Origin of the sequence: Actinotignum inguinis, assembly GCF_051265835.1 — a bacterium.
Taxonomy (GTDB): domain Bacteria; phylum Actinomycetota; class Actinomycetes; order Actinomycetales; family Actinomycetaceae; genus Actinotignum; species Actinotignum timonense.
The window spans coordinates 1-1332 of record NZ_JBOZDP010000043.1; the positions used below are offsets into that span (position 1 = coordinate 1).

1 protein-coding gene is annotated in these 1332 nt (G+C 59.5%); it reads right to left on the minus strand.

Annotated elements, in window-relative coordinates:
- Window positions 1-31: 31 nt before the first annotated feature.
- Entirely contained in the window at window positions 32-1153 is a 1122-nt protein-coding gene (locus tag ACRQFC_RS09195; protein ID WP_320758325.1) for an IS1249 family transposase, read from the minus strand.
- Window positions 1154-1332 lie beyond the last annotated feature (179 nt).

Genomic DNA, 1332 nt, shown 5'->3' on the forward strand with positions numbered 1-1332 from the left:
GGCTTATAGGACAAAATGTGTTGGTTACGGTTTAGTAGGTTTGGTTCCATTTAGCCCCGTTGTGTAGATCGGTCCACTCGATACCCGTGCCCCACATCTCGGTCTCGGCCTGTGCTTGGCGACGCTCGCGTGCCCGGGCGAAAAGGGCTGCGATCTGGTCATCACTGACCGTGCGATGCAAGACTTGCCCGGCACTGCCCGGATTCTCGGTATGCCGCTGGCACCACCACAACACGGCCTTGATCTGGTGGAGCAAGCTCATGCCCCTATGCCGGCGCAGCATCGCCCGCAACTGGGAGTTAATCTTTCCCTCGATCAGATTCGACGTGGCGGGAATCGGGTCGTCTTCCACGACCAACGCGGGTTCCAGGTAGGTGAATAATGTCTGGTTACGTACCAGCGTGTTCAGCGAGTTACGGGCCTTAATCAGGCGTGCGTGTGTGTCCACGATCCTTCCATCATGCAGCCGGGTTTTCTCCGCTAGCAGCGCTTTCCAGGCCTGGTTCCATGCCGCTAGGCGCCCGACCCAGTCCACTGCTTCCTCGCGCGTAGCCACGCCTAGGAGATCTTTGGCAAGGCCGTAGAGCTCGACGCCGGCCTGGGTGCGTGCCCGGGTGGTGGTGTGGCGTTTGACGGCGCAGAAAGCATGGTACGTGCAGCGTTGGATACGTGTGGTCGGCCAGGCGTGCTTGACGGCGCTGGCGATCCCGCTTCCCCCGTCGCAGACCACCACATCCGGGGGTGCGATACGGGAGAAGAGGGCTATCCAGGCCGCGGTGGTCTCGCTTCTGGCCACGTACCAGCCCAGCACGTGTGTTTTCGTGCAGGCGATCAACACGGCCAGGCGGTGGGCTAGGTAGATCCCGTCAACGAAGACCACGTGATGGTGTTCGCTGACGGTGGTGTAGACCGGCCAGAGACTCCAAAGCGGGGCGAAACGGCGGCGCAGAGACCGTCCCTGGCCGGGGTGGTGGCGGTAGGTGTATTCGCCTAGTAGGTAATCCCAGAAGGCCGTGAGGTCGCGTGCTGTGGTGGTGTTGCGTCTAGTTTGGGTGGTCTTGCATTGCGGGCAGCGATACCTGGGTTTCCCGGCCGTGGTTGTTCCCCATTTTTGGGTGGGCTTGGCGCATGTTTTGCATTTCGGATTCGGCATTTACTTATTTAAGCCGAGTCGGAGGGCTAGTTTGTGGTGGTGTAGTGCGGGAAAGTCGGGGTTAAACCAACACGTTTTGTCCATCCAAAAACTCGAGTCAAACCGAGTTTGAACCCGACTTTAGCCCGCTAGCAAGCCGAAAAGTCCGGATAAAACCAACACCAAGTGTCCTATAGGCC